Raw genomic sequence first — 20,876 nt, forward strand, 5'->3', positions numbered from 1 at the left:
CGCCTTCGTGACCAACATCGTGTTGGCCCGAGACCCTGGAACGAGCATCGCGAGTGAAGCGGCTCATCGGACGCCCCCAGGAAGCTCTGCTCTGCGCGAAAGCGAAGCGTCAGCGGCAAATGTTTTCATGTAGCGAAAGCAAAGCGACAGCTACAAAGCGCCCAGCCGGAACGGAAATCAACTACACGTTCTGGTGGTGATCCCAAAAATTAGGAGGATATTGTTGTGACAAAACGTGCATTAATCAGTGTTTCCAATAAAGATGGTATTTTAGAATTTGCTAAGGAACTAGTAGCATTAGGTTATGAAATTTTATCAACTGGTGGTACGAAAAAAATGTTACAAGACAATAATGTTGCCGTAACAGCAGTAGATGAAGTAACTAAATTCCCTGAAATTTTAGATGGTCGTGTAAAAACTTTAAATCCAATGATTCACGGTGGACTATTAGGAAAGTTTGACGATGCTTCTCATCAAGCGCAAATGAATGAGCATGGAATTGAGCCAATTGAGATTGTTTGTGTCAATCTTTACCCGTTTGTTGAAACAATTTCAAAGCCTAATGTAACTTGGGATGACGCTATCGAAAACATTGATATCGGTGGTCCAACAATGTTACGTTCTGCAGCAAAAAACCATCAATATGTAACAGTAATTGTGGATAGCAATGACTATGCGAACGTATTAGAAGAACTTAAAGCAAATGGTGCAACGACAATAGAAACACGTCGTAAGTTAGCTGCAAAAGTTTTCCGTCACACAGCCGCTTATGATTCATATATATCAAACTACTTAACAGAAGAAGAGTTTCCAGAAAGCTTAACAATGACATATGAATTAAAACAAAACTTACGCTATGGTGAAAATCCTCATCAAAAAGCAGCGTTCTATCAAAAACGTCTAGGCTCTGATTTTTCATTAGCTTATGCTACGCAATTACATGGTAAAGAATTATCATACAACAATATTCAAGACGGGAATGCCGCATTACAAATTGTCAAAGAGTTCGAAATGCCTGCAGCAGTAGCTGTAAAGCACATGAACCCTTGTGGTGTTGGAACTGGCGCAACATTAGAAGAAGCGTTTGATAAAGCGTATGAAGCAGATCCAACGTCTATTTTCGGTGGTATTATTGCTTTAAATATGGAAGTAGATGCAGCAACTGCTGAAAAATTAAGCCATATATTTTTAGAAATTATCATTGCACCTGCTTTCTCTCAAGAAGCACTTGATATTTTAACGAAGAAGAAAAATATTCGCTTATTAACAATTCCTTTCGAGCAAGCAAAACAAGACAAATTCAATGTTGTATCAGTCGAAGGTGGTCTTCTTGTACAAGAACCAGATCGCTATGGGTTTTCTAATGCAGATATTAAAGTTGTCACAGACCGTGAACCGACAGCACAAGAATGGGAAGCATTACAACTTGGCTGGGCAGTTGTGAAGCACGTTAAATCTAACGCGATCGTTGTTACAGATTCTCAAATGACACTTGGCGTTGGTGCTGGTCAAATGAACCGAGTTGGAGCAGCTAAAATTGCATTTGAGCAAGCAGGCGAAAAAGCAAAAGGTGCAGCGCTAGCATCAGATGCATTCTTCCCAATGAGCGATACTGTAGAAGCAGCTGCAGCGGCTGGTATTACAGCCATTATTCAACCGGGTGGCTCTATCAAAGATCAGGATTCAATCGATAAAGCTAATGAATACGGCATTGCGATGGTATTTACTGGCGTACGTCATTTCAAGCACTAAAATATCCAAAAACTAGACCGAGATGGGCAACATCTCGGTCTTACGCACAAAAAGGAGGATTCCCAAAAATGAAAGTATTAGTTATTGGAAGCGGCGGTCGAGAGCATGCTATCGCCAAACAATTTAGTATTTCACCATCTGTTAATAAAGTATTTGTAGCACCTGGTAATGATGGCATGAGGGGCGATGCGGAAATCGTTACTATTGATACTATGGATTTTGCAGGTCTTGCCCAATTTGCAAAAGAAAATGCAGTAGATTTAACCTTTGTAGGACCTGAGCAACCACTTGCTGAAGGCATAGTTGATTTCTTTACTGCTCGTGGTTTACGAGTATTTGGTCCAACAAAGTCAGCAGCACAAATCGAAAGCAGTAAATCATATGCGAAAGAAATTATGAATAAATATAATATCCCAACAGCAGCCCATGAAACGTTTACTGAAGCTGCAAAGGCTATAGCTTATATTAAAGAGCAAGGTGCACCAATCGTTATCAAAGCAGATGGTTTAGCAGCTGGTAAAGGTGTAGTTGTAGCAATGACTGAAGATGAAGCAATCGAAGCCGTAGAGGATATGATTGGAAACCAACGTTTTGGTGAATCATCTTCTCGTGTTGTCATTGAAGAATTCCTGGACGGAGAAGAATTCTCCTTTATGTCATTTGTCCATAAAGGTCAGATTTATCCAATGGTCATTGCTCAAGACCATAAACGTGCTTATGATGGCGATAAAGGACCAAATACAGGTGGTATGGGAGCCTATTCACCAGTACCTCAAATTTCACAAGAAGTAGTGGACGTTGCTTATCAAACAATTGTTGAGCCAACGGTAAAGGGTATGGAGACAGATGGTGTATCGTTTACAGGGATTTTATATGCCGGATTAATTTTAACGAAAAATGGTCCGAAAGTGATTGAGTTTAATGCACGCTTTGGAGATCCAGAAACGCAAGTAGTTTTACCACGTATGGCATCTGACTTTGGTGAATTTATGATGGCACTAATGGATGAAAAGCCATTCGATCTACAATGGTCTAAAGAAGCAATGCTTGGTGTGGTTATAGCTGCAGAAGGTTATCCTGGAGACGTTGAAAAAGGAAATACATTACCTAACCTAGATTCATTATCAGCTTCACACGCAGTATTCCATGCAGGTACAAAGCTTGTAGATGAGAACTTTGTTGGGAACGGTGGACGAGTATTATTAGTTGGCGCAAAGGCATCTACTTTAAAAGAAGCACAAGAAAAAGTATACGCTGGCATTGCAACTGAAAAATGGGATAAATTCTTCTATCGTAAAGATATCGGCTGGCGTACGTTTAAGTAGTAGTTGTGTAACTGATAAAAGTTGTAGACATTCTCGCAGCGTCACAGATGAGTCCTTGGAGCAAAGCGATTAGAGGAAGGAACGAAGGCTAAAAGCATCACGTCCTGTGATAACGCCTTCGTGACCAACATCGTGTTGGCCCGAGACCCTGCAGCGAAGCGAAGCGGCTCATCGAACGCCCCCAGGAAGCTCTGCTCTGCGCGAAAGCGAAGCGACAGCAACAAATCGCCCAGCTGGAACGGAAATCAACCCCTCGCTATGGTGATGGTCACTATAATTAATTATTTTTGTCATGCAGTGAAACTTCTTATTGTTTTCAAACGTAGGATTAAAAAGGGTGAAAGCCGTCTCAACAATACAGTTGAGACGGCTCCTTTGACTAAGAAGGATTTTGTGCTTTATTTGTAGAACTTTTACTTTCTGAGGAATTTTGATTTGAAGTGCTGGAGTCAGATTGCTTTGATGCAGTTGCATTTGATCCTGACGTATTTCCAGAAATAGCAGAGGAGAAATCCTTCATGAGTTTATCGATTTGTTCAGATGACATAGAATTTTGGCCGCTGAACATACTTTGCATAGAAGAGTTGCCGGTGCTATTGCTGTTGTTGTCGTTGTTGCTCATAGCACTCTCCATACAAGAGCTCAGTAAAGCTTTAGTTGGGCAATACTTAAAGATACCCTCAGCCATTTTAAAGGCACCAAATGCAATCATCAATCGACCTTTCGTACATTCAGGATTTCTTGAGACTTTAGCGATACCGAATGCCGTTAAACTTACACCCATTGCAAAGCGACAAAAGGCATTTTTTTCGTTTAAATTTGTTTCGTGCATCATATAATATTTCCTCCTTTAGTCATTGTGGAAAAAATAAAGCGGGGTGCACTTTGCTTTATGAAAGTGCTGTGTTACGATTGAAACAAGATGATTGCATAAAGCATTAATTTTATGAAAAAAAGCGTTTATGCAGTAGTAGTATGTGATTTCACGTAGGATTTACACAATGAAATTTTACGTAATTTAGGAAGGAGCGAATAGAATGGATCCAGTATGGAAAATTACAGAATTACGTCAGCAATTAGCTGTAATAGATGGTAAAAAGGCACCGGATATTGTATTAAAAAATGCACGTTATTTACATAGCATGCTCAAACAGTGGGTAGTAGGGAACATTTGGATTTTAGGAGATCGTATTGTCTATGCTGGTGACAGAATGCCTCCGTTATTAGAAGGAACAGAGGTGGTCGATTGTACGAATAAAACAATTGTACCAGGATATATTGAGCCACATGTTCATCCGTTCCAGTTATACCATCCGCAATCATTTGCTGATTTTTGTGGACAACTAGGAACGACAACTTTTATTTCAGACAATTTAAGCTTCGTTTTATCTTTAGAAAATAAGAAAGCGTTTTCAATATTGGATAATTTGAAAAAGCTACCGTTTTCATTTTATTGGTGGACTCGTTTTGATTCGCAAACTGAAATGGAACAGGAGGAAGAGATTTTTTCTAATACGTCCATTTTAGAATGGTTGGAACGAGATGATGTTTTACTTGGAGGAGAATTAACGGGCTGGCCGAGGCTGTTACATGGAGATGACCAAATGCTCTATCGTATGCAAATGGCTAAGGGCTATGGGAAAAAAATTGAAGGACACTTCCCTGGTGCATCAGAACGAACTTTAGCACGTATGAAGATACTTGGTGCAGATGGTGACCATGAAGCTATGACAGTGGAAGAAGTAGAGCGACGTATAATGCAAGGATATGCTGTAACGCTGCGTCATTCTTCAATACGTCCAGACTTACCAGATCTATTAAAGGGGATAGTCGAAAAAGAGCTACCTATTTTTGGTCATTTAATGATGACAACGGATGGCTCACCACCTGCTTTTCATGAGGATGGTGTGATGGATAAATGTATTCAAGTAGCCTTAGATGCAGGTGTAGCACCAATAGACGCTTATCAAATGGCTTCTTACAATGTTGCACGTTATTATAATATGTCCAACTTACATGGCTTTATAGCAACGGGTCGATTTGCCTCCCTTAATATTTTACAAGATGAATGGCATCCAGTTCCTGAGAGTGTACTTTCGAAGGGAGTTTGGCTAAAACGCGATGGAGAGCAAGTGCAAAAACTTGCTGAAATTGATTATTCAGCGTTACCTAAATTTGACTTAGATTTTTCATTAACGTCTCATGATTTTCAATTCTCGATGCCATTTGGAATTGAGTTGGTCAATGATGTTATTACGAAACCATATAACTCATTAATTACTAGAGAAGGTCAGCTTGCAGATCATGATGAATGTTATTTAATGCTCATGAATAGAGATGGCAATTGGCATGTTAACACGATGATTAAAGGTTTTGCTACTAGTGTTCAAGGATTTGCCTCATCTTATTCAAATACAGGCGATATTCTACTAATCGGAAAAAATAAAGACGATATGATCAAAGCCTTTGAAGAAATGAAGGCAATGCGTGGGGGTATTGTCCTTGTTGAAAAAGGCGAAGTAATTGCTACCGTTCCTTTAACAATTGGCGGTTTTTTATATGATGGAGATGTTAAGGAGCTAGCAGAAAAAGAGAAGTTCTTAAAACAAGCATTAGCGGATCGTGGATACCACTTAGGAGATGCAATTTATTCTTTACTATTCTTACAATCGACACATTTACCATATATCCGTATAACGCCAAAAGGGATTTTTGATGTTATGAAGAATAAGTTATTATTACCAGCAGTGATGCGCTAATTGAAGTTTTCCTATGGTTGATGTAATCGATAAAAGGAGAGTAATGCTTGTGTTCAAATCGAAGAAACTATTTATCGCAATGGCTTTTAGCACCTTATTAATAGGAGGATGTTCAAATGAATCTTCGGAAGTGAAGGAAGATGAAACAAACAAGGTTGACGATGGAACTGCTATTGAAGAGCCTGTTCAAGAAGCGGCATATGTTGCTCCGTTAACAGGTGAAGCTGTAAAGGAAGAAATTACGCAACGCCCAATTATTGTTACCGTTAATAATCATCCGAAAGCACGTCCACAATCAGGAATAGAAGCGGCTGATATCATTTATGAAATGCTGGCAGAAGGTGATGTTACGCGTTTATTAGCAGTTTATCAAAGTGAACTGCCAGAAAATGTAGGGCCTGTTCGTAGTGCTCGATCTTATTTTGTTGATCTTGCGAAAGGCTTTGATGCATTTTACGTAGCACATGGTTATAGCCCAGAGGCAAAATCGATGCTTGATAATAATGTAGTCGACAATATAAATGGTATGGAATATGATGGCATACTTTTTAAACGTTCAAAAGACCGTGTTGCTCCACACAATTCGTATATTACGTCTGAAAATATATTAAATGGAGCGAAAAAAGTAGGCGCTTCAATGAGTTACCATGAAAAAGTACGTGAGGCTTTTTATGAACCCGATGAACGTGGTAAAATAGGCAATGAAACAAGTCGAGTTGACATTTACTACGGAAATAGTGAGGATTTCCATAATTCGTATTTGTATGATAAGCAAAGTAATCGTTATGGACGACAATCGGCTGGCGTTGACACAAAGGATATTTTAACAGGTGATACATTATCATTTTCAAATGTTCTATTTTTTGAAATGAAACATCGAACGATTGATAATGAGGGGCGCCAAGAAATTGATTTAACTTCTGGTGGAAATGCGTATGTATTTCAAAATGGCTATATGAGAGAAGTCAAATGGGCTGATATTGATGGGATACCAATGGCTGTAGAAGAGTCTGGGGAGCTTGTGAAGCTAGTACCAGGGAAGTCTTGGGTTAATTTCGTACCAACTTCACCAGGGTTACAAGCAATGGTGAAAACGCAGCCTTAAAGGGAGGAAAATTGCATGCAAATCGAAAAAATTCGAGGGCATCAAACAGATCAATTATTTAAAGCAGTGTTAGAGCTGAAAGATATCGAAGAATGTTATAAATTTTTTGATGATTTATGTACGATTAGTGAAATTCAATCGTTGGCACAACGCTTTGAGGTTGCTCATTTACTACGTTTAAAGAAAACCTACGAATCCATTAAAAAGGAAACAGGTGCAAGTACAGCAACTATTTCGCGTGTACGTCGTTGCTTTGATTATGGGAATGATACATATGATGAAATGTTAGGTCGTTTGTATCCAGATGAAAAGCCGTTTCAAGCACCAAAAGAATAGTAGGTAAAGAGGCTGGGTAGAGTTAAAGTGTACCCTTTGTAAAGGACATTTTGAAAAAAAGCTAGGCAATCTTTTGAAGCTGCTGTCTGTATTTTGCAGGCGGCAGCTTTTTCAAGTTCCATTGCCCTCTATAATGGTTGTAATACATCATATAACTTTTCACTTCTCGTTTTACTTCTTCTAATGTTTCGCACGCTTTCAGGTTGGTTTCATCTTTAAAATGACCGAAGAAGGATTCTTGGGGGGCGTTATCCCAACAGTTTCCTCGGCGTGACATCGATTGCCCTAGTCCCATTTTCTTCACAAGTTTCTGGAATTGCGGATTCGTATAATGGAATCCTTGATCTGAATGAATAAATGCATCTTCTGTTAAATGGCGGTGTTTCTTCAATTGATGAAGTGTATTGAGGGCAATATCAATACTTAATGAAGACGACACTTCATACGCTAAAATTTCATTCGTTTCAGCGTCTTTAATCGTTGATAAATAAGCGCGTTTACTGCTTCCATACGTTAAATAGGTGATATCCGTCAGTAACACTTTTCCGGCCACACCCTGTTTAAAGTTGCGTTGTAATTCATTTGGGCACGTACGATGTTCTTTTGTTGCTTTTGCCATACGTCGAGCTGGATTCGCTTTTCGAATCGGGCAGATAATCTGATATTTTTTCATCACGCGGCGAATACGTTTCAGATTGTACGTAATTCCATATTGATTTTCTAACGTCATTTTAATTTGACGTGCTCCTTTTTTTCGCCCTCGGAAATGATACGCCTTTAAAATGATTTCCTTTACCACTTCATCTCCTTGTTCTTGTGCCATACGCTTCTGCGCTGATTTTTCTGAAAAATAATTGTAATAGCCAGACCGAGATACATCCATCACATCACATAGATAGCTGACTAAACGCTTTAATTTATACTTTTTTATCGTGTGATAGATGAGTTCAAATTTTAGTGTTGTAGCGATTTTTATTTCTTCTTCAACATCTGCCTTTCGAGTAGATCGACCTTTTTTAACAATTCATTCTCTGCTTCAAGTAATCGATTTCTCGCTTCTAATCGCTTCAATTTTTCTTCTAGTGTTAATTCTTTTTCAGATGGTCTACCTGAATTTGTTTTACGTGTATCTTGTAAACCTTCTACACCTGTTTTACGATAAGAAGCTCGCCAACGTTTGCCTGAAGATTCTATACGTTTTATACCGATTAATTCAACATCTAAACCCGCATTTTCAAAAATTTCTCTTGGGAATTTACCTTTTTCATTTTCCGCAATAAAATGACGTTTAAATTCGTCAGTATATGTGATAGCTTTTTCACTAACTGCATGCACATTTGGATTACATTTTAGTTGTTCTAGTTCTATTTTCGTAAAATATCTTTTGGTCATTTCACTCTACCTCAACATCTTTTTTCTCATTATAAACAAAAGTACCCTATAGGATAGACTTTTTTCAAAGTGTCTATCTTATAGGGTACAGTTTAAGTTTTTACCCAGTCTTTTTCATTTTTTTGTAGACAGTCATAAGCTATACTTGTAAACGAATAGATAGAAAATGATAGGTGGTAAAAATAGATGGATTATTTAGAATGGAGACATGTGTTCAAGCTAGACCCAGCTAAAGATATTTCAGATGAGGCACTAGAAAAAATTTGTGAATCAGGTACAGATGTTATTATAGTTGGTGGAACAGACGGTGTAACTTTAGACGGTGTATTAGATTTACTTGTTCGTGTAAGACGTTTTGAAGTACCAATAGCGCTTGAAATTTCTGCGATTGATTCGGTAACACCAGGTTATGACTATTATTTCATTCCAACCGTGTTGAATAGTGATGATCCAAAGTGGATTAAAAATTTACACCATGAAGCCATTAAAGAATATGGAGATATTATGGTATGGGATGAATTAGTCGCTGAAGGTTATTGCATTTTAAATCCGGATTGTAAAGTAGCGGAAGTAACGAATGCGAAAACTGATTTATCCATTGATGATGTCGTTGCTTACGCACGTTTGGCTGAAAATTTCTTTAGACTACCTGTATTTTATGTAGAGTATAGCGGTACTTATGGAGATATTGAAGTTGTAAGTGCTGTGAAAAATGAACTGAAAAATACTCGACTGTTTTACGGTGGTGGCATTACATCAGCTCAGCAAGCAGCAGAAATGGCAAAATATGCAGATACAGTAGTAGTTGGTAATATTATTTACGAAGATTTAAAAGCTGCACTTGCGACTGTTAAGGCTGTAAAAAATAATATATAATTTAACTTTTTCAGAAGGTGTCCAAACACCTTCTGAAAGAAGTTAAAGCCTCCGGCGGATGTCACGGAATCGGAAAGGAGTTCTTTGTGCAAGCACAAAGCCGATTCCGGACGCAATTATGCCGAGGCATAATTGATAAATAAACGTTTGTAAGGCGGTGCAAAATGGAGCAGTTAACGAAAAACTTATTAGCAGGTATGAACCCTGAGCAGGAAAATGCGGTCAAAACAACTGAGGGACCGCTTCTTATTATGGCTGGTGCTGGATCAGGGAAGACACGTGTATTAACACATCGTATAGCATACTTAGTAATCGAAAAAGAAGTATACCCATCAAAGATTTTAGCAATCACATTTACAAATAAAGCTGCACGTGAAATGCGTGAGCGTATTGATGGCATTCTTGGTAACGGAACTGGCGATAGTATGTGGGTATCGACATTCCACTCAATGTGTGTGCGTATTTTACGACGTAATATTGATCAGCTTGGGATATCACGTAACTTTTCAATTTTAGATTCTACTGACCAACTATCAGTTATTAAAAATGTTATGAAGGATGAAAATATTGATACTAAGCGTTTTGAGCCTCGTGCGATTTTAAATGCGATTAGTTCAGCAAAAAACGAATGTAAAACTGCGGACGATTATGCAAGTCAAATCAATGAAAATAATCCTTACGAAAAAACGATTGCCCGTGTTTATCAAGGTTATGAAAAAAGACTACGTCGCAATCAGTCACTCGATTTTGATGATTTAATCATGACAACTATTACATTATTCAACCGCGTACCAGAAGTGCTTGAATACTATCAAAATAAATTCCAATATATTCATGTAGATGAATATCAAGATACGAATAAATCCCAATATTTACTCGTTCAGTTGCTTGCTAAGAAATTTAAAAATATTTGTGTTGTAGGTGATTCAGACCAATCGATTTATCGTTGGCGTGGTGCAGATATTGGCAATATTCTTTCATTCGAAAAGGATTATCCGAATGCCAAGGCCATTATGCTTGAGCAAAATTATCGTTCAACAAAACGCATCCTACAAGCGGCAAATGACGTCATTCAAAATAATACAACACGTTATCCAAAAGAACTGCGTACAGAAAATGCAGAAGGTGAAAAAATTGTGTTGTACAAAGCGTATAACGAGCAAGAGGAAGCGCAATTCGTTGTACAAACAATCCAACAGCTTATTCAAAAAGAAGATCGTACATTTGATGACTTTGCGATACTATATCGTACAAATGCTCAGTCCCGTGTGATGGAAGAAGTGCTTGTTAAGTCCAATATGGCTTATCAAATAGTTGGTGGTACTAAGTTCTATGATCGTAAAGAGATTAAGGATTTACTTGCATACTTGCGCCTTATTGCCAATAATGATGATGATTTATCACTCGCTCGTATTATTAATGAGCCAAAGCGTAGTATAGGTGCAACTTCCTTTGAAAAAATGGCTCGTTATGCGATTGAACAGGATCGCTCTATTTTTGATGCTATGAATGATCTTGTATTCATGGGTCTTTCAGGGAAGGCTGCTAATTCAGCTGATCAATTTTATGCAATGATTAAAGGCTTTACAGAGATGCAAGAATATTTATCAGTGACAGAAATTGTAGAGCAGGTCATTGACAAATCTGGTTATCGCGCAATGCTACAAAACGAAAAGACGATTGAAGCGGAAAGTCGCTTAGAAAATATTGAAGAGTTTTTATCAGTAACAAAGGCTTTTGAAGAGCGTAGTGATGATAAAAGCTTAATCGCCTTTTTAACAGATTTAGCTCTAATTGCAGATATTGATGCACTTGATAAAGAGGACGCTTCGAAGGGCAACATTATTTTAATGACGATGCATGCCGCAAAGGGCTTAGAATTCCCTATTGTCTTTATCATTGGAATGGAGGAAAATATCTTCCCGCATTCTCGTTCACTTGATGATATGGATGAAATGGAAGAAGAAAGACGATTGATGTATGTCGGCGTGACGCGTGCCGAGGAACGTTTATATTTAACGAGTGCACAAAGTCGTACGATTTTTGGTCGTTCTAGCTATAACAATGTGTCACGTTTCTTAGGTGAAATTTCGGAGGATATTACAGAGTCAATATCTAAAGGTGGCTCGAAGCCTGAGGTTCCGTTTGCCTCTAGTAATCGTTCAGCAGGTAGCTATCAAAAACGTACACTTGGAGCGGTTCAGAAAACTCAGCCTGCAACAGCTCGTTTACAAACAACTGGTGGAGATCAATTTGGCTGGAAGGCTGGAGACAAAGCGATCCATAAAAAATGGGGAACAGGTATGGTTGTTAGTGTAAAAGGTGAGGGTGATAGTACAGAGCTAGATATTGCCTTTCCACAACCTATTGGTATTAAGCGATTACTAGCACAATTTGCACCTATTGAAAAAGGGTAAGCGGGGGAACTTAAATGAACGAAATCGAACAGCGCGTTGTGGAGTTAAATAAATTATTACACGAATACGGTCATGCCTATTACGTGTTAGATAAACCTGTCGTAGCAGATAGTGTTTATGACCAATTATTACATGAGCTTATTGCATTAGAGGAAGCGAATCCGTCACTCATTTACCCAGATTCACCTACACAGCGTGTTGGTGGAGCTGTGGTAGAAGGTTTTAAAAAAGTAACTCACGATTACCCTATGCTAAGTCTTTCAAACGCTTTTAATGAAGAAGACTTACGTGAATTTGACCGTAAAGTGCGTCAAGCAATCGGTGATAACTTTTCCTATGTTTGCGAGCTGAAAATTGATGGTCTTGCCATTTCATTAAAATACGAAAATGGCGTTTTTGTACAAGGAGCAACGCGAGGAGACGGTGTTGTCGGGGAAGATATTACAGCAAATTTAAAAACGATTCGGGCAATACCTCTTCGATTGAAGGAACCACTTACAATTGAAGTACGTGGTGAGGCGTATATGCCTAAAAAATCATTTGAAAAATTAAATACCCTACGTGCTGAAAATGGAGAAGAGTTATTTGCTAATCCGAGAAATGCAGCTGCTGGTTCTTTACGCCAGTTAGATCCTAAAATAGCAGCGAGTCGTCAGCTATCAACTTTCATTTATGCAATCGGGGGAGATGGCGAGGCATATGGTATTGACGGTCATGCAGAGATGCTCGATTATTTAGAGGGACTAGGTTTCCCATCAAACAAAGAGCGTCAACGCTGCTCAACGATTGAAGATGTACTAGCCTTTATCGAAAAATGGACTGAAAACCGTCCGAATTTAGCCTATGAAATTGACGGTATTGTTATTAAGGTGGATCGCTATGCGCAACAAGATGAGCTTGGTTATACAGCAAAGAGTCCACGTTGGGCAATTGCCTATAAATTTCCTGCAGAGGAAGTAGTGACAACATTACTTGATATTGATTTAACGGTTGGGCGTACAGGTGTTGTTACACCAACTGCTATTTTATCGCCTGTTCTAGTAGCGGGTACAACGGTTCAACGTGCATCATTACACAATGAGGATTTAATTCGAGAGAAAGATATTCGACTAGGAGATACGGTCATTATCCGAAAAGCTGGAGATATTATTCCACAAGTTGTAGGTGTAATATTGGAGCAGCGCCCTGAGGACTCAGTGCCATATGTAATGCCTGAAAATTGTCCTGTTTGTGATAGCGAACTTATTCGTATTGAAGGTGAAGTGGCATTACGTTGTGTAAATCCAGCATGCTTTGCACAAATTGCGGAGAGCATTAAATATTTCGTATCGCGTAATGCTATGAATATTGACGGTCTTGGTGATAAAGTCGTTGAGCAATTATTACGTGCAGATTTAATTCATGATATCTCTGATCTGTATCACTTAACTGTAGAACAGCTTGTCGAGCTTGAGCGTATGGGAGAAAAATCAGCGACGAATTTAGTCAATGCTATTCAGGCTTCCAAGGAAAATTCGATGGAGCGTTTACTAATTGGATTAGGGATACGACATGTTGGTGAAAAAGCAGCAAAAATTGTTTCAGAGGAGTTTGGAACGATGGAAGCGGTGATGGCAACAACAGAGGAGCAACTAGTGGCGATTCATGAAATCGGCGATAAAATGGCTTCATCACTTGTCGAGTATTTTTCAAATGAGGATGCTCGTGCAGTCATTGGGCGCCTTGCTGAAGTAGGCGTAAATATGACGTATAAAGGTAAAAAGATTGAGGTAACTGTAGGGGATAATCCGTTTGCAGGTAAAACAATCGTATTAACTGGTAAACTTGAGCAATTGACACGTAACGAAGCAAAGGCGAAAATAGAAGAGTTAGGCGGTATTGTTACAGGCAGTGTCAGCAAAAAAACGGATCTTGTCATTGCAGGAGCTGATGCGGGTTCTAAACTAACAAAAGCCGAGCAATTAGGTATTGAAGTTTGGAATGAAGACAGCCTGATCGAACAATTTAACCTCGTACAATAATGGAAAATATTATAGTTAAAGTATGCTGAATTGTCCTAGCCACTTGATGGAAAGTAGATAGATGTATATGTCTTTTTCGGTCCATAGGTGGTGTGAACAATTCGTTAAGCAGAATTTTAATTTCAGTAAAGGAGTACTAAGATAATGAAGTCATTTCGACTCATTCCAGCAATTGTCGCTGCTGCAATGCTAGTCGGCTGTGTGCCTTCTAATAAGAAGGAAACAGAGCTTACACAGGAGACGCAACAGGAAAAAGCGGAAACAACAATTATTCCAAGCTTACAGATTGATGAATCATATTATAGAACGCTAACTCCTTACAAACAAAGTGCTAGCAGAGGATTAGTAGTTTCAAATATTTTTACAAAATATGATATGAAGGAAGTTGAAACAGGTTTAATGCGTCTTTCTCAAAATGAGTTTGATACAGAAAACTACTTCTTCCAAGAGGGGCAATATTTAGCGGAAAGCACAGTGAAAGATTGGCTTGCACGTAGTTCACAAACGAAGGATGGTTTAAATCCTCCAACGACGGACTCAATGCCAGCAGAAGAACGTGCAACAAAGGCTCCAATCTATTTATCACATATTGTTGAGCAAAATTATTTAACAAAAACTAGTGATAACAAAGTAAAATTAGGCGGTATTTCGATAGGACTTTCCTTAAACTCTATTTATTACTATCAAAAAGAAAAATATGGGGAGTACTACGAGAAGCCAATTGAGGAGGCAAAACTCGTTGAGCAAGGAAAGAAAATGGCCGCTGAAATTGTGTCCCGCCTAAGAGCTCAAGATGAATTAAAAGATATACCGATTGTAGTAGGCTTGTTTAAACAAAAAGCTCGCAATGACATTATTCCAGGAACGTATTTTAGCTATGGCGTAGCAAAAGCAGGACAAAACGACGTAGCTGATTGGAAAGGTATTGACGAGGAATATGTTCTATTCCCAACTAGTGAATCACAAGATGTATACCGAGATGTTAGCAATAACTTTAAGAATTTTAAACAAGATATAGATAAATACTTTTCTAACTATACTAGTGTAATAGGAACAGGCTTCTACAAAGATAAAAAAATTCAAAAGTTAACAATTGAAGTGCCTATCCAATTCTACGGCAAGTCTGAAATTATAGGGTTTACTCAATATTTAACAGGTGTTCTAATCAATCAATTTGATAACATCAATGTTGAAGTAAATATTACCTCAATAAACGGTCCAGAGGCATTAATCGTAAAGAATTCCGGCGAAAAGGAACCATACGTCCATATCTATTAATTTATAGTCAGCCACGTGCTGACTATATTTTTTTTTGGAAGAAAAATGAGATTTGTTCGTTGTAAGAAATCAGAGTGATGGATAGACTTTTTAGAGCGACGGATAACGTCTTCAAGGCGACGGAAGAAAAACGGGCGACGGATGGACGCCCGAAGTGACGGATAGAAGAGCGAAAACGACGGAAAGAATTGCCGAAGTGACGGATAGAAAGGCGGAAACGACGGAAAGATCGCTGGATCGACGGATAAAGTCTTCGAAGCGACGGAAGAAAAACGGGCGACGGATGGACCCACCGAAGCGACGGATAGAAGAGCGAAAACGACGGAAAGCATCGCTAGATCGACGGATAAAGTCTTCGAAGCGACGGAAGAAAAACGGGCGACGGATGGACGCGCCGAAGTGACGGATAGAAAAGCGGAAACGACGGAAAGAATCGCCGGATCGACGGATAAAGTCTTCGAAACGACGGAAGAAAAACGGGCGACGGATGGACGCGCCGAAGTGACGGATAGAAAAGCGGAAACGACGGAAAGAATCGCTGGATCGACGGATAAAGTCTTCGAAACGACGGAAGAAAAACGGGCGACGGATGGACGCGCCGAAGTGACGGATAGAAAAGCGGAAACGACGGAAAGATCGCTGGATCGACGGATAAAGTCTTCGAAGCGACGGAAGAAAAACGGTCGACGGATGGACCCACCGAAGCGACGGATAGAAGAGCGAAAACGACGGAAAGAATCGCTAGATCGACGGATAAAGTCTTCGAAGCGACGGAAGAAAAACGGTCGACGGATGGACCCACCGAAGCGACGGATAGAAGAGCGAAAACGACGGAAAGAATCGCCGAAGCGACGGATAAAGTCTTCGAAGCGACGGAAGAAAAACGGGCGACGGATGGACGCCCGAAGTGACGGATAGAAGAGCGAAAACGACGGAAAGAATCGCCGGATCGACGGATAAAGTCTTCGAAGCGACGGAAGAAAAACGGGCGACGGATGGACGCGCCGAAGTGACGGATAGAAAAGCGGAAACGACGGAAAGAATCGCTGGATCGACGGATAAAGTCTTCGAAGCGACGGAAGAAAAACGGTCGACGGATGGACCCACCGAAGCGACGGATAGAAGAGCGAAAACGACGGAAAGATTCCCCTGAACGATGGAAAGAGAGATCGCAACGACGGAAGCCCTCCTCGATTTGACAAATAATAGAGAGCACAGCACACAATTCATGCCCTTCACCCGAAAAGCGCAATCTATATGAAGGACTCTAAAGGTGGCCCTTAAAGACAACACTTCGTCATAGTAGTGAAAGTTTCTTTATTTTTGGTGAAAGTTGTGATTTTTAATATGAAAAATGTTATGATTACTTGCATGGTTAACTTTATTCAACCCTATTGTTATCGACTAAAACAATGAATTGAGTGAGTATTCGGAGGTGTGGAAAAATGGCAAAATTAACAAAAGAAGAAGTTAAGCACGTTGCAAATTTAGCACGTCTTGCAATTACTGAAGAGGAAGCAGAGAAATTTGCTGAACAGCTTGGTAAAATTACGGACTTCGCAGAGCAACTAAACGAGTTAGATACAACGAATGTTGAACCAACAACTCATGTTTTACCACTAGTAAACGTAATGCGTGAAGATGTGGCAACAAAAGGCTTAGACCGTGAAGTAATGATGTTAAACGTAAAAGAACAAGAAGATGGTCAAGTAAAAGTACCAGCTATCATGTAATACTAAAACATAGGAGGATCCCTCATGACGTTATTTGAACGTTCAGCAAAGGAGCTACAAGCTGACATTAAAGCGGGTAAGCTAACAATCGCTGATTTAACAAAAGAAGCATACGAACGAGTTGCGAAGCTTGACGGCGATGTACAAGCTTTCCTTGCTTCAAACGAAGAAAAAGCAACTGCACAAGCAGTTGAAATGGACAAAGTGCCATTTGAAGAGCGTGGACCACTTTTCGGTCTTCCTATCGGTGTTAAAGACAACATCGTGACAGAAGGATTAGAAACTACTTGTGCTTCTAAAATCTTAGAAGGCTTTATGCCAATTTACGATGCAACAGTAGTTAAAAAACTACGTGAAGCTGGTATGGTCACTATCGGTAAATTAAACATGGACGAGTTTGCAATGGGTTCTTCAAACGAAAACTCATACTATAAAACAACAAAAAATCCATGGAACTTAAACCACGTACCAGGTGGATCTTCAGGTGCGTCTGCAGCAGCAGTAGCAGCAGGTGAAGTACCATTCTCACTTGGTTCTGATACAGGTGGTTCAATCCGTCAACCAGCAGCATACTGCGGCGTTGTAGGGATGAAACCTACATATGGTCGTGTATCTCGCTTTGGTTTAGTTGCATTTGCATCTTCTTTAGATCAAATCGGGCCTATTACTCGTAATGTTGAAGATAATGCTCTATTACTTGAAGCAATTGCAGGATTAGATCCAAACGATTCAACTTCTGCAAACGTAGAAGTACCAAACTACACAGCAGCCCTTACTGGTGATGTAAAAGGTTTACGTATCGCTGTGCCAAAAGAATTCCTTGGTGAAGGTGTTGGCGAAGCAGCACGTCAATCAGTGCTTGATGCATTAGAAGTATTAAAAGGCTTAGGTGCTACAGTAGAAGAAGTATCACTTCCTCATTCGAAATACGCACTTGCAGCATACTATATTCTTTCTTCTTCAGAAGCGTCTTCTAACCTTTCTCGTTTCGATGGTATCCGTTATGGTTTCCGTGCAGAAAATGTTAATAATTTGATGGACCTTTATAAAGAAACACGTGCACAAGGCTTTGGCGATGAAGTAAAACGTCGTATCATGCTTGGTACTTACTCACTAAGCGCAGGTACGTATGATGCTTACTACAAAAAAGCTCAACAAGCACGTACACTTATCAAAGCAGACTATGACAAAGTATTTGAAGACTTTGACGTAATCATTGGACCAACTTCTCCAACACCAGCATTTAAAATTGGTGAAAACGTCGATGATCCAATGACGATGTATGCAAATGATATTTTAACGATTCCTATGAACTTAGCTGGTGTGCCAGCCATTTCAATTCCATGTGGCTTTGAAAATGAACTGCCATTAGGCTTACAAATTATCGGTAAATATTTCGACGAAGCAACAATTTACCGTGTAGCTCATGCTTTTGAACAAGCAACGGAGTTCCATAAACAAGTTCCTCAAATTTGGGAGGGAAAATAACATGAACTTTGAAACAGTCATTGGTTTAGAAGTACACGTTGAGTTAAAAACGAACTCAAAAATCTTCTCACCAGCACCAGCTCACTTCGGTGCTGAACCAAATACAAATACTACAGTTATCGACCTAGGCTATCCTGGTGTCCTTCCTGTACTTAATAAAAATGTTGTAGATTTCGCAATGCGTGCAGCACTTGCACTTAACATGGAAATCGAGCAAGAAACAAAATTTGACCGTAAAAACTACTTCTATCCAGATAATCCGAAAGCTTATCAAATTTCTCAATTCGATAAACCAATCGGTAAAAACGGCTGGATTGATATCGAGGTTGACGGCTATACAAAACGTATCGGTATTACGCGTCTTCATATGGAAGAAGATGCTGGGAAGCTTTCTCACTCTGGTGACCATTCTTTAGTTGACTTTAACCGTCAAGGTACACCACTTGTAGAAATCGTTTCTGAACCAGATATTCGTACAGCAAACGAAGCGTATGCTTACCTAGAAAAATTAAAATCAATTATCCAATATACAGATGTATCTGACTGTAAAATGGAAGAAGGTTCACTACGTTGTGACGCTAACATTTCAATTCGTCCATATGGTCAAGAAGAATTTGGTACGAAGACAGAGCTTAAAAACCTTAACTCTTTCAACTATGTTCGCCGTGGTATAGAGCACGAGGAATTACGCCAAGCTGATGTTCTTCTTTCAGGTGGGGTAATTGAGCAAGAAACTCGTCGCTTCGATGAAAAAACAGGTAAAACAATTCTTATGCGTGTGAAAGAAGGAACAGATGATTATCGTTACTTCCCAGAGCCAGACTTAGTTCGTCTATCGATCTCTGATGAATGGTTAGAGCGAGTTAAATCAGAAATTCCAGAGCTTCCAGATGCTCGTAAAAAACGCTATGCTGAAGAATTAGGCTTAACTCCATATGATGCAGGAGTTCTTGTTATTTCAAAAGAAATCTCAGACTTCTTCGAGGCTATGGTAGTTAAAGGTGCAGATGCAAAGCTTTCAGCAAACTGGCTAATGGGTGATGTTTCTGCATACTTAAATGCAGAACAAAAAGACCTTAAAGATACTGCATTAACACCAGAAAACCTTGCGGAAATGGTGAAATTAATTACTGACGGTACAATTTCTTCTAAAATTGGTAAAAAAGTATTTGCTGAATTAGTAGAAAATGGCGGTTCTGCAGCAGAAATCATTAAAGCAAAAGGTTTAGTTCAAATTTCTGATGAAGGTGCATTACTTGCTATCGTTACAGAAGTTCTGGACAACAATGCACAATCAATCGAAGACTTCAAAAACGGTAAGGATCGCGCTATCGGCTTCTTAGTTGGTCAAATTATGAAAGCTACTAAAGGTCAAGCGAACCCACCAATGGTCAATAAATTATTACAACAAGAAATTGCAAAACGTTAATTGCGATTGCAAAAAGGCCAAGAAAGCAAATTTGTTTTCTTGGCCTTTTATTCTGTAAATCAATACATATAAAAGACTCTTTGGGGTATCTATACAAGATAAATGCCATGACAAGCAAAATTTTGAAGCAGGCAGTATGGAAATATACTCATCACCAAAAGTCGCTAAAACGTATGTCATTTGAATAAGTAGATTTCAGTTCGTACTGGACGCTCCCAGTTAGAACTGAAGTCAATTTAGACTAAAAAATACCAAATTAACACTTAATAGTTGTCTTAAAAGCGTATTCATAGCAAAATATAGAATAGAACATGATAAAACAACTTTAGGAGGTCAATCAATGAAAACTGAACAACAATATTTCAATGTCGCGATTTCGATTCAACAATATATGGATAATATGACGACGTTAAAAGAGGAAAGCTTCCGTATTTATGATGGCTTCGAAGTGCCACTAAACGATGGCTTTATCGAATTACTGAAGAACAAGCAACCAAAAATTTTAACAATTACTGAGGACTGGTGCGGGGACGCAATGTTAAACAATCCAGTTATTCGTCGAGTTGCAGAAGCAGCAGGATTAGAAATGCGCGCAGTACTACGTGATGCTGATACAGATTTAATTGATCGCTATTTAACAAACGGTGGCCGTGCAATCCCGATTTATATTTTATTAGATGATGCTGGTCAGGTTGTTGGAAAATGGGGTCCACGTGCACCGGAATTACAGGAACTAGTAGTGAGTAAACGAGCTACTTTACCTGATAAAGAAGATCCTACATTTGAAGATGCACAAAAAGCGCTATATGCTGAAATTCGTGAAGAAAATATAACGAATAAATCATATTGGACATTTGTTTATGAGGATTTTAAAAAGCAAGTAACAGCTGTATTACAATAATTGAAAATCGTAAGGCTGCATGTCAGAAAATGAGGACATGCCTGCTTTTATTGACTATTGGAAG

Annotated in this window: 18 protein-coding genes; 16 read left to right on the forward strand and 2 right to left on the reverse strand. The window is 39.2% G+C overall.

Translation table 11 applies throughout. The annotated features are described in order from the left end of the window. The first annotated feature begins 225 nt into the window (after positions 1 to 225). Positions 226 to 1,752, forward strand: coding sequence for a bifunctional phosphoribosylaminoimidazolecarboxamide formyltransferase/IMP cyclohydrolase (purH, locus tag JNUCC51_RS14625; RefSeq protein ID WP_268637223.1), 1,527 nt, complete (start codon positions 226 to 228; stop codon positions 1,750 to 1,752). A 68-nt stretch (positions 1,753 to 1,820) separates the two neighbouring features. Further along, a complete protein-coding gene (gene purD / locus JNUCC51_RS14630) occupies positions 1,821 to 3,077 on the forward strand; it encodes a phosphoribosylamine--glycine ligase (protein ID WP_337988662.1) in 1,257 nt (418 codons plus the stop codon). A 379-nt stretch (positions 3,078 to 3,456) separates the two neighbouring features. Here purD and JNUCC51_RS14635 read toward each other — a convergent pair whose 3' ends face one another. Then, positions 3,457 to 3,912, reverse strand: coding sequence for a hypothetical protein (locus tag JNUCC51_RS14635; protein WP_337988663.1), 456 nt, complete (start codon positions 3,910 to 3,912; stop codon positions 3,457 to 3,459). A gap of 202 nt (positions 3,913 to 4,114) precedes the next feature. On the opposite strand from JNUCC51_RS14635, the gene JNUCC51_RS14640 reads away from it, so the two are divergent. The 3 genes from JNUCC51_RS14640 to JNUCC51_RS14650 are packed head-to-tail and all read left to right on the forward strand — an operon-like array spanning position 4,115 to position 7,277. Continuing rightward, positions 4,115 to 5,836, forward strand: coding sequence for an adenine deaminase C-terminal domain-containing protein (locus JNUCC51_RS14640; protein WP_337988664.1), 1,722 nt, complete (start codon positions 4,115 to 4,117; stop codon positions 5,834 to 5,836). Positions 5,837 to 5,885: 49 nt separating this feature from the next. Then, positions 5,886 to 6,941, forward strand: coding sequence for a DUF3048 domain-containing protein (locus tag JNUCC51_RS14645; RefSeq protein WP_443136954.1), 1,056 nt, complete (start codon positions 5,886 to 5,888; stop codon positions 6,939 to 6,941). Between the two features lie 15 nt (positions 6,942 to 6,956). Further along, positions 6,957 to 7,277: a YerC/YecD family TrpR-related protein gene (locus JNUCC51_RS14650; RefSeq protein ID WP_004225717.1), complete on the forward strand. Its 321-nt coding sequence runs from the start codon at positions 6,957 to 6,959 to the stop codon at positions 7,275 to 7,277. 61 nt (positions 7,278 to 7,338) lie between these two features. On the opposite strand, the gene JNUCC51_RS14655 is transcribed toward JNUCC51_RS14650, so the two are convergent. Next, positions 7,339 to 8,669 (reverse strand): IS3 family transposase gene (locus tag JNUCC51_RS14655; RefSeq protein ID WP_337988626.1). Its coding sequence is split into 2 segments (ribosomal slippage): positions 7,339 to 8,288 and positions 8,288 to 8,669, totalling 1,332 coding nucleotides; the frame shifts between segments, so codons are not numbered across the junction. Between the two features lie 186 nt (positions 8,670 to 8,855). On the opposite strand from JNUCC51_RS14655, the gene pcrB reads away from it, so the two are divergent. The 11 genes from pcrB (at position 8,856) to JNUCC51_RS14710 (ending at position 20,812) form a co-directional block, all read left to right on the forward strand. After that, on the forward strand, positions 8,856 to 9,545 hold the full coding sequence (gene pcrB, locus JNUCC51_RS14660; RefSeq protein ID WP_049668782.1) for a heptaprenylglyceryl phosphate synthase: 690 nt from the start codon (positions 8,856 to 8,858) through the stop codon (positions 9,543 to 9,545). Positions 9,546 to 9,709: 164 nt separating this feature from the next. After that, on the forward strand, positions 9,710 to 11,962 hold the full coding sequence (gene pcrA, locus JNUCC51_RS14665; protein ID WP_337988665.1) for a DNA helicase PcrA: 2,253 nt from the start codon (positions 9,710 to 9,712) through the stop codon (positions 11,960 to 11,962). 14 nt (positions 11,963 to 11,976) lie between these two features. After that, positions 11,977 to 13,983 carry an NAD-dependent DNA ligase LigA gene (gene ligA, locus JNUCC51_RS14670; RefSeq protein WP_337988666.1) on the forward strand — a complete coding sequence of 669 codons (2,007 nt, stop codon included), beginning with the start codon at positions 11,977 to 11,979 and terminating at the stop codon, positions 13,981 to 13,983. 144 nt (positions 13,984 to 14,127) lie between these two features. Next, positions 14,128 to 15,261: a CamS family sex pheromone protein gene (locus JNUCC51_RS14675; protein WP_337988667.1), complete on the forward strand. Its 1,134-nt coding sequence runs from the start codon at positions 14,128 to 14,130 to the stop codon at positions 15,259 to 15,261. Between the two features lie 154 nt (positions 15,262 to 15,415). Further along, positions 15,416 to 15,664, forward strand: coding sequence for a hypothetical protein (locus JNUCC51_RS14680; RefSeq protein WP_337988668.1), 249 nt, complete (start codon positions 15,416 to 15,418; stop codon positions 15,662 to 15,664). Further along, a complete protein-coding gene (locus tag JNUCC51_RS14685; RefSeq protein ID WP_337988669.1) occupies positions 15,661 to 16,179 on the forward strand; it encodes a hypothetical protein in 519 nt (172 codons plus the stop codon). Before JNUCC51_RS14680 ends, JNUCC51_RS14685 begins: the two co-directional genes overlap by 4 nt. Next, positions 16,169 to 16,414 carry a hypothetical protein gene (locus JNUCC51_RS14690; protein ID WP_337988670.1) on the forward strand — a complete coding sequence of 82 codons (246 nt, stop codon included), beginning with the start codon at positions 16,169 to 16,171 and terminating at the stop codon, positions 16,412 to 16,414. Before JNUCC51_RS14685 ends, JNUCC51_RS14690 begins: the two co-directional genes overlap by 11 nt. Positions 16,415 to 16,706: 292 nt before the next feature. Next, complete coding sequence (gene gatC, locus JNUCC51_RS14695) at positions 16,707 to 16,994, forward strand: Asp-tRNA(Asn)/Glu-tRNA(Gln) amidotransferase subunit GatC (protein ID WP_010857153.1); 288 nt, start codon at positions 16,707 to 16,709, stop codon at positions 16,992 to 16,994. A 24-nt stretch (positions 16,995 to 17,018) separates the two neighbouring features. Next, positions 17,019 to 18,482 carry an Asp-tRNA(Asn)/Glu-tRNA(Gln) amidotransferase subunit GatA gene (gatA, locus tag JNUCC51_RS14700; RefSeq protein WP_337988671.1) on the forward strand — a complete coding sequence of 488 codons (1,464 nt, stop codon included), beginning with the start codon at positions 17,019 to 17,021 and terminating at the stop codon, positions 18,480 to 18,482. A 1-nt stretch (position 18,483) separates the two neighbouring features. Next, on the forward strand, positions 18,484 to 19,911 hold the full coding sequence (gene gatB / locus JNUCC51_RS14705) for an Asp-tRNA(Asn)/Glu-tRNA(Gln) amidotransferase subunit GatB (protein ID WP_337988672.1): 1,428 nt from the start codon (positions 18,484 to 18,486) through the stop codon (positions 19,909 to 19,911). A gap of 340 nt (positions 19,912 to 20,251) precedes the next feature. Next, positions 20,252 to 20,812 carry a thioredoxin family protein gene (locus tag JNUCC51_RS14710; protein WP_337988673.1) on the forward strand — a complete coding sequence of 187 codons (561 nt, stop codon included), beginning with the start codon at positions 20,252 to 20,254 and terminating at the stop codon, positions 20,810 to 20,812. Positions 20,813 to 20,876 lie beyond the last annotated feature (64 nt).

It is taken from the genome of Lysinibacillus sp. JNUCC 51, assembly GCF_015999525.1.
In the GTDB taxonomy this organism is placed as follows: Bacteria; Bacillota; Bacilli; order Bacillales_A; family Planococcaceae; genus Lysinibacillus; species Lysinibacillus xylanilyticus.

Excerpts from the sequence above, each read along its gene's own strand:
- JNUCC51_RS14640 (WP_337988664.1), top strand. The coding sequence starts at position 4,115 with ATGGATCCAGTATGGAAAATTACAGAATTACGTCAGCAATTAGCTGTA.
- gatA (WP_337988671.1), top strand. The coding sequence starts at position 17,019 with ATGACGTTATTTGAACGTTCAGCAAAGGAGCTACAAGCTGACATTAAA.
- JNUCC51_RS14650 (WP_004225717.1), top strand. The coding sequence starts at position 6,957 with ATGCAAATCGAAAAAATTCGAGGGCATCAAACAGATCAATTATTTAAA.
- ligA (WP_337988666.1), top strand. The coding sequence starts at position 11,977 with ATGAACGAAATCGAACAGCGCGTTGTGGAGTTAAATAAATTATTACAC.
- pcrA (WP_337988665.1), top strand. The coding sequence starts at position 9,710 with ATGGAGCAGTTAACGAAAAACTTATTAGCAGGTATGAACCCTGAGCAG.
- purD (WP_337988662.1), top strand. The coding sequence starts at position 1,821 with ATGAAAGTATTAGTTATTGGAAGCGGCGGTCGAGAGCATGCTATCGCC.
- JNUCC51_RS14710 (WP_337988673.1), top strand. The coding sequence starts at position 20,252 with ATGAAAACTGAACAACAATATTTCAATGTCGCGATTTCGATTCAACAA.
- gatC (WP_010857153.1), top strand. The coding sequence starts at position 16,707 with ATGGCAAAATTAACAAAAGAAGAAGTTAAGCACGTTGCAAATTTAGCA.
- JNUCC51_RS14675 (WP_337988667.1), top strand. The coding sequence starts at position 14,128 with ATGAAGTCATTTCGACTCATTCCAGCAATTGTCGCTGCTGCAATGCTA.
- pcrB (WP_049668782.1), top strand. The coding sequence starts at position 8,856 with ATGGATTATTTAGAATGGAGACATGTGTTCAAGCTAGACCCAGCTAAA.
- gatB (WP_337988672.1), top strand. The coding sequence starts at position 18,484 with ATGAACTTTGAAACAGTCATTGGTTTAGAAGTACACGTTGAGTTAAAA.
- JNUCC51_RS14635 (WP_337988663.1), bottom strand. The coding sequence starts at position 3,912 with ATGATGCACGAAACAAATTTAAACGAAAAAAATGCCTTTTGTCGCTTT.